1 protein-coding gene is annotated in these 861 nt (G+C 51.9%); it reads left to right on the forward strand.

Going from position 1 to position 861, the window contains the following annotated elements; translation table 11 throughout:
* On the forward strand, positions 1–844 hold an 844-nt coding region (locus EHO01S_RS17200; protein ID WP_024525089.1), incomplete at its 5' end, for an IS4 family transposase.
* Positions 845–861 lie beyond the last annotated feature (17 nt).

Consider the following 861-nt stretch of genomic DNA (forward strand, 5'->3'; position numbering starts at 1 on the left):
ACAGGTCAAAATGGTCTGTCAGATGGAGCTGACCAGCCATCTGCTGACGGCGGCGGCCTTCGGCACGATGAAAAACAGCGAAACTGAGCTTGCTGAGCAACTTATAGGACAAACCGGCGATAACACGCTGACGTTAATGGATAAAGGGTATTACTCACTGGGGCTGTTAAATGCCTGGAGCCAGGCGGGAGAAGAGCGTCACTGGATGATAGCGCTCAGAAGGGGGGCCCAGTATGAAGAGGTCAGAAAATTGGGTAAAGGCGACCATCTAGTGAAGCTGAAAACCAGTCCACAGGCACGAAAAAAGTGGCCTGCTCTGGGAAATGAGGTGACAGCCCGCCTGCTGACTGTGACGCGCAAAGGAAAAGTCTGCCAGCTGCTGACGTCGATGACGGACACCATGCGTTACCCGGGCACAGAAATGGCAGAGCTGTACAGTCATCGCTGGGAAATCGACCTGGGATACAGAGAGATAAAGCAGACAATGCAACTGAGTAGACTGACGCTGAGAAGTAAAAAGCCGGAGCTTGTGGAGCAGGAACTCTGGGGGGGATTACTGGCTTATAACCTAGTGAGATATCAGATGATTAAAATGGCAGGACATCTGAAAGGGTACAGGCCGAATCAGCTAAGCTTCTCAGAGTCATGTGGAATGGTCATGAGAATGCTGATGACGTTGCAGGGCGCGTCACCGGGCCGAATCCCGGAGCTGATGCACGATCTTGCAAGTATGGGACACCTGGTAAAATTACCGACAAGAAGGGAAAGAGCCTTCCCGAGAGTGGTAAAGGAGAGACCCTGGAAATACCCCAGAGCCCCAAAAAAGAGCCAGTCAGTTGCTTAACTGACTGGCATTACTCC

It is taken from the genome of Edwardsiella hoshinae NBRC 105699 = ATCC 33379, assembly GCF_000474215.1.
GTDB classification, from domain to species: Bacteria; Pseudomonadota; Gammaproteobacteria; order Enterobacterales; family Enterobacteriaceae; genus Edwardsiella; species Edwardsiella hoshinae.